General features: G+C 74.2%; 6 protein-coding genes. 2 read left to right on the top strand and 4 right to left on the bottom strand.

Annotated features, from left to right (window positions below):
• A partial coding sequence (locus ACTHMS_RS17345) for a serine/threonine-protein kinase (protein WP_440307912.1) occupies window positions 1–881 on the bottom strand: 881 nt, incomplete at its 3' end.
• Between the two features lie 111 nt (window positions 882–992).
• On the opposite strand from ACTHMS_RS17345, the gene ACTHMS_RS17340 reads away from it, so the two are divergent.
• A complete protein-coding gene (locus ACTHMS_RS17340) occupies window positions 993–2,051 on the top strand; it encodes a protein kinase domain-containing protein (protein ID WP_440307911.1) in 1,059 nt (352 codons plus the stop codon).
• Between the two features lie 19 nt (window positions 2,052–2,070).
• On the opposite strand, the gene ACTHMS_RS17335 is transcribed toward ACTHMS_RS17340, so the two are convergent.
• The 3 genes from ACTHMS_RS17335 to ACTHMS_RS17325 are packed head-to-tail and all read right to left on the bottom strand — an operon-like array spanning window position 2,071 to window position 5,412.
• On the bottom strand, window positions 2,071–3,675 hold the full coding sequence (locus tag ACTHMS_RS17335; protein WP_440307910.1) for a serine/threonine-protein kinase: 1,605 nt from the start codon (window positions 3,673–3,675) through the stop codon (window positions 2,071–2,073).
• A gap of 15 nt (window positions 3,676–3,690) precedes the next feature.
• Complete coding sequence (locus tag ACTHMS_RS17330; RefSeq protein WP_440307909.1) at window positions 3,691–4,536, bottom strand: LLM class F420-dependent oxidoreductase; 846 nt, start codon at window positions 4,534–4,536, stop codon at window positions 3,691–3,693.
• Window positions 4,537–4,566: 30 nt separating this feature from the next.
• The gene (locus tag ACTHMS_RS17325; RefSeq protein ID WP_440307908.1) at window positions 4,567–5,412 is read right to left on the bottom strand and encodes an SDR family NAD(P)-dependent oxidoreductase; all 846 of its coding nucleotides are present in this window, start codon (window positions 5,410–5,412) and stop codon (window positions 4,567–4,569) included.
• Window positions 5,413–5,490: 78 nt separating this feature from the next.
• On the opposite strand from ACTHMS_RS17325, the gene ACTHMS_RS17320 reads away from it, so the two are divergent.
• The gene (locus ACTHMS_RS17320; protein WP_440307907.1) at window positions 5,491–5,859 is read left to right on the top strand and encodes a hypothetical protein; all 369 of its coding nucleotides are present in this window, start codon (window positions 5,491–5,493) and stop codon (window positions 5,857–5,859) included.
• The last annotated feature ends 132 nt before the right edge of the window (window positions 5,860–5,991 follow it).

Raw genomic sequence — 5,991 nt, 5'->3', positions numbered from 1 at the left:
GGCACGGGGTCGGCGACCGGTCGTGCCACCGGCGGGTCGGGCGTCGCGGCGCCGATCACCGCGGCGCCGAGGAGCGCCTCGGGTCGCCCGCGGAACGGTGCGCCCTCGCCCGGCGTCAGCAGCTCGGCGGTACCGGCGGCGGCCAATGCGCCGAGGCCGGCCTGCGTCCACCATGCGGTGCCGTAGCGGCGTTCGGCGGCCCCCTCGAGCGCGGCGAGGAAGGCGGCGGCGTCCGGATAGCGAGCGGTCGGCGCGTCGGCGAGCGCGCGGTCGAGCACCGGCCGGAGCCCGGCGTCGACCCCACGGGTGGTGATCGCCGCCGACACGGTTCCCTGCAGCAGGGTCACCAGCACCGCGGCCACCGACCACACGTCCGACGCGGGGCTCACCGCCCCGCCGGCCCGCACCTCGGGCGCGGCGAAGGCACCGGTCGACGGACCTGCTGCCGCGCCGGCGCGGACGACCGACCCGAAGTCGATCAGGGTCGCGTGCCCGTCGACGGCCACGAGGACGTTGCCGAGCGAGACGTCGCCGTGCACGAGCCCGGCCGCGTGCGTGACCACGAGCCCGCGCAGCACCCCGCGCACGACGCCGAGCGCCTGCTGCGGCGACATCGTGCCCGCCGTCCGGGCCACGACGCTCAGCGGCGCCCCGTCGACCCACTGTTCGGCCAGGTAGGTGTCGCCGCCGTCGTGCACGACGCCGTAGATCTCGACGATGTGCTCGGACGCGAGGGCGGCGAGCGCCGCAGCCTCGCGCTCGACGCCGTCCGGCTCGACCTGCTTGAGCGCCACGAACCGGTCGAGCGCGACATCCCGCGCCTTCCAGACGGCACCGGACCGTGTTGACGCGACGCGCCCGACGACCTCGTACCCCGCCATGACGATCACCCGCCCCCCTTGATCGTGGGCGTCACTGTAGGGGCGCACGCTGAGGCTCGGAAGTCCTACGCTGCAGCGATGCCGGTGTCGACAGAGGCGCCTCGTTCCCCGATGCCCCCTGGGTACGAATTCGTCCGGGTTCTCGGCAGCGGCGGATGCGGCTGGGTCGCACTCGCCCGCCAGGCCGGGCTCGAGCGGCTGGTCGCGGTGAAGACCCTCTTCGCCGGACGCTACGACGACGACGAGCGACGGCGGCTCGAACGCGAGGGACAGGCGCTCGCCCGGCTGCGCGACCCGCACATCGTGGCGGTGTACGCGCTCGAGACGGTCGGCGACGACGTCGCGCTCGTGCTCGAATTCGTCGACGGCACCGACCTGCGCGTGGCGCTCGACGAGCGCCGGCTCTCGGGGCCGCAGCTGCTGCGCGCGCTGACCGACGCCGCGGGTGCGCTCGACCACGCGGCGGCGGCCGGCGTGGTGCACCGCGACATCAAGCCGGGCAACGTGCTGCTCACTCGCGACGGCCGCGCGAAGCTCACCGACTTCGGGATCGCCCGGCTGGCGGCGTCCGCCGGCGCCTTCCGAACCGCGGGCTCGGTGGTGATCGGCACGCCGCGCTACATGCCGCCCGAGCAGATCACGGAACCCGAACGCGAGTCGCCGGCCGCGGACGCCTACAGCTTCGCCTGCATGGTTTACGAGGTGCTGACCGGGCGCCCGCCTTTCGACGCCGCCGACATGATGCAGCTGTTCTGGGCGCACACGAACGCCGCACCGCCGTCGCCGCGGTCGCTGGTGCCGCACCTCTCGCTCGAGACCGAGGCGGTGCTGCTGGCCGGGCTCGCGAAGGACCCGCGGCAGCGTCCGACGCCCGGGCAGCTCATGGCCGTGCTCAACCGGCATCCGGACGAGTGGGTGCACCTGGTCGCTGAGGCGAGCCCGCCCGAGGCCGCCACCGCTGCGCCCTCGGTGACACCGTCGCTCGCGGCGCCGCCGCCTCGGCAGGTGACGACGACCGGCGTCGCGTTCGCGGCGGGCGAGGTGCCGTGGGTCGAACCGGCCCTCTACCGTCCGCCGGCGACGCCGCCCGCGCGACGACGCGTGCCGCCACTCGTCGTCGGGGCCTTGGCCGGACTGCTGGTCGTGCTGGTCGTCGCGCTGTTGCTGTGACGGGCGCTCGTGCGGCGGGTCAGCGGGTGAGGACGAAGCTCGCCCGCAGTTCGTAGGTGTACCGCCCGTCTGACGAGGTGACGGTGTCGCAGGTGTAGCCACCGGCGAGACGCCGATCGCTCGAGCTGTCGATCGTCAGTCGGCAGGCCGCCGTCGCGGGGTTCGGGGTGATGCCCACCGACACCGCGCTGAGCACGCCGGCCGCCGGACGCAGCGCGAGGACCGCGGAGACCAACGGCGTGCCGACCGCGTCGACGCTGCTGCTCGTGGCACCGAGCGGGACGTCGACCACCTCGCCGGTCGGGAAGCGGCCGGCGAGCGCGAGCGACGAGCGGTGGTCGGCCGACTCGACCAGCACGTCGAAGCGTCCGCTGCTGTCGCGCCCGGACGAGGCGCGCGTGACGTCGAGACCCACGCGACCCGAGCGGGCGTCCACCGGGCAGCCCGCGCAGCTGCTGCGCAGCCGCCACGAGATCAGCGCCGTGCCGTGCCGCAGCGGCGCCGGTGCCGGCGTCGGCGGGCCGTTGCCGACGAGCGGCGGCGAGGTGGTGCTGGCGCTCAGCGAGCCGGACGACGTCGCGGTCACCGGCGCCGGCAGTGGCGCCGCCTTCGGCGCGTCGGTGCCGCTGGTCGCCACGAGTGCCACCGCGACCGCGGCGGCCGTCGCGCCGCCGCCGGCGAGCACCCACGCGAGTCGACGCCCGTGCCAGAGTGACCAGCCGATCGGATGGGCGACACCGGGTGAGCCGGCCGCGGTCGTCGTCGCCGTCGCGGCGCCCGCGCCCGACCCACCCACACTGCCGGTACCGGCGAGCGCGCCGCCGTGCAGCGCCTCGGCGAGCGGCACGAGCGCGGCGACCCCGCCGAGCGCGAGGGCGCCGAGCCCCGCCTGCGTCCACCACTGGGCGCCGTAGCGCCGGTGCGCCGCCTGCTCGAGCTCGCGCAGCAGCACCGCGGCGTCCGGTTGGCGCGCGAACGGCTCCGGGTGCAGTGCCCGCTCGAGCACCGGCCGCACCACCGCGTCGACACCGCGGGTCGTGGGCACCGGGTCGGTGCGCCCGTGCAGCAGGGTGGTGAGCACCGCGGCCGCGGCGTACACGTCGGCGGTCGAGGTCACTCGCGCGCCGGCCCGCACCTCGGGCGCGGCGAAGGCGCCGGTTGCCGCGAGCGCCAGGCCGCCGACGGTGGTGACCGAGCCGAAGTCGACGAGCCGGGCCGTGCCGTCGGCGGTGACGAGGATGTTCGACAGCGACACGTCACCGTGCACGAGCCCGAGCCGGTGCACGGCGGCGAGACCGAGCAGCAGGCCGCGGGCGACGCCGAGGGCCTGCGCGGTCGTCAGCCTGCCGTGCGTGCGCAGCAGCGCGGCGAGGGTACTGCCGTCGACCCACTCCTCGACCAGATAGGTATGGTCGACCTCCTCGGCGATGCCGTAGACGCCCACGACGTGCGGCTCGACGATCCCGGCCAGCGCCGCGGCCTCGCGGTACAGGCTCTCGCGCTCGTGCCCGTCGACCTGCTTCAGCGCGACGAACCGGTCGAGCGTGACGTCACGGGCCTTCCAGACGGCACCGGTGCGCGTGGTGGCCACCCGTCCCACCAGCTCATAGCGTTCCCCGCCCACGGCGGGTCATTCTGGTCAGAGACCGAGCTTGGTCGCCAGCCGGTCGAGGAAGGCGCGCACCTCGTCCGCGCTGCGGTCCGGCGTGCCGTAGAGCACGTCGGTGACGCCGATCGACTCCCAGTGCTCGAGCCGCGCCGGGTCGGGCTTGCCGTCGAGGGCGATGATGCGGGGCTGGCCGGCACGGCCGGCGTCCGCCCACTTCTTCTGCAGCGACAGCACCTGCTCGTCGATGTCGCGGTCGCGCGGGGTGGTGATCCAGCCGTCGGCCGAGCGGACGATCCAGTCGAGCGTCCTCTCGGTGCCGCTCGCGCCGACGAGCACCGGCGGGCGCGGCTGCTGCACCGTCTTCGGGTACGCCCACGACGGACCGAAGCGCACGTACTCGCCGTGGTATTCGGCCTCCTCCTGCGACCAGAGCGCCTGCATCGCCTCGAGGTACTCGCGCAGCACGGTCCGGCGGCGCTCCGGCGGCACGCCGTGGTCCTCGAGCTCGTCGGTGTTCCAGGCGAAGCCGACGCCGAGCACGACGCGTCCGCCGGTGAGGTGATCGAGCGTCGCCACCGATTTCGCCAGCGTGATCGGGTCGTGCTCGACGGGCAGCGCGACGGCCGTCCCGAGTTCGATGCGGGACGTCACGGCCGAGGCGGCGCCGAGCGACACCCACGGGTCGAGCGTGCGCACATACCGGTCGTCGGGCAGCGAGGCATCGCCGGTCGAGGGGTGCGCGGCCGCGCGCCGGACGGGGATGTGCGTGTGCTCGGGGACGAAGAGGCCGTGGAACCCACGCTCCTCAACGGCTGTTGCAGCGGCCGCGGGTGTGATGCCGCGATCGGCGGTGAAGAGGGCGACGGAGTAGCGCATCAGACCGCGTCCATCCCAGGTCGATCCATCTCAGTACACGACCGCGTCGCTGTAGTCGGGCGGGTCGCCGAGCCGCTCGCGGTGCGAGGCCGGCTGGTTGCCGTCGATGTCGGCGACGCCGAGCGCCACCGCGAGCTCGGCGTTCACGTGCACGCGTCCGCTGAAGTCGAGGCGGTTCGGCGCTGCAGCGAGTGCGGCGATGACCCGGCCGGGGAACTCGGCCGACTCGCTCGTCGCCATCAGCTCGGCGTAGTGCTTCGGGGCGTTCGCGAACAGTGGCGCGGTGCGCTCGGTGCGCAGCAGTCCCATCCAGAGCGAGATGACCGCGACGCCGTAGGGGCGCAGGTCGACCGCCATGTCGTGGGCCATCTTGTCGGACCCGGCCTTGGCCGCGCCGTACGCCGGGCCGTGCATGTAGCAGGTGCCGCCGAACGACGACGTGTTCACCACCAGCCGACCGCCGCCGAGCAGCAGGGGCGCCGCGTGCCACGAGGCCACGTACGCCGACCGCAGGCCGACGTGCAGCATGTCGAGCTGGTTGAGCGACTTCTCCCAGAACGGACGCTTCGCGGTGATGCCGTCCGGGATGGCGTAGGCGTTGTTGACGAGGATGTCGAGGTGTCCCTGCTCGGCCTTCACCTGGTCGAAGAGCGCGGCGACCTGCGCGTCGTCGCCGTGGTCGCACACCACGCCGATCCCCCGGCCGCCACGGGCGTCGATCTCGCGAGCGGTCGTCTCGAGACTGCCGGGCAGGTCCGAGTCGCCGTCGCGGCGGGTGCGGCCGGTGACGTAGACCGTCGCGCCGGTGTCCGCGAGCGCCAGCGCGATGCCCTTGCCGGCACCCCGCGTCGCGCCGGTGACCACGGCGATCGTCATGACCGAAACTAGAACACGTTCCACAAGGGGACGCAAGCGGTCGTGCGGGCGTCCGGCGGCCGGTGCAGAATCGCGGACATGGCCGTCGCCACCCTCGTCCTGGTGCTCGTCGACATCGCCGTCCTGGCGCTGCTGGCCCGCAAGCTGCTCGGCCTCGACAAGGAGCAGCGCGCCCTGCGTGCCGAGCTCGCCGAGCTGTCGCCGGTCGACTCGCTGCCGCCGGCGCTCGAGAAGGCCTTCGCCGGCGGACGCAAGCGCCTGCTCACCGTCGAGATCCTCAACCCGCTCGAGCTGGCGACGGCCCAGCACAAGCTGGCCGGGGTCGCCGGCTCGTTCGCCCCGGCGACGGTGCGCTCCATCGTCTACGACCAAGCGGCGAAGATCACCCGCGAGCAGCTCGCGAAGCACCAGGTGCAGGCGGACGTGCAGGTCCATGTCACTGGTTGACCTGTTGCTCGTCCTGGTCTGCGTCGCGCTCACGGTGGTGACGTGGCGCGAACTGGGCCGCCAGCAGCGCACGGTAGCGGCGCTCCGGACGGCGGTGCTGCGGCAACGCGCGTACCGGGCCGAGCGTGCGCG

The organism is Jatrophihabitans sp., assembly GCF_051960575.1.
GTDB lineage: Bacteria > Actinomycetota > Actinomycetes > Mycobacteriales > Jatrophihabitantaceae > JBQCEE01.
Note: the sequence above shows the minus strand (reverse complement) of the source record. Positions and strands in the feature narration are given on the sequence as shown.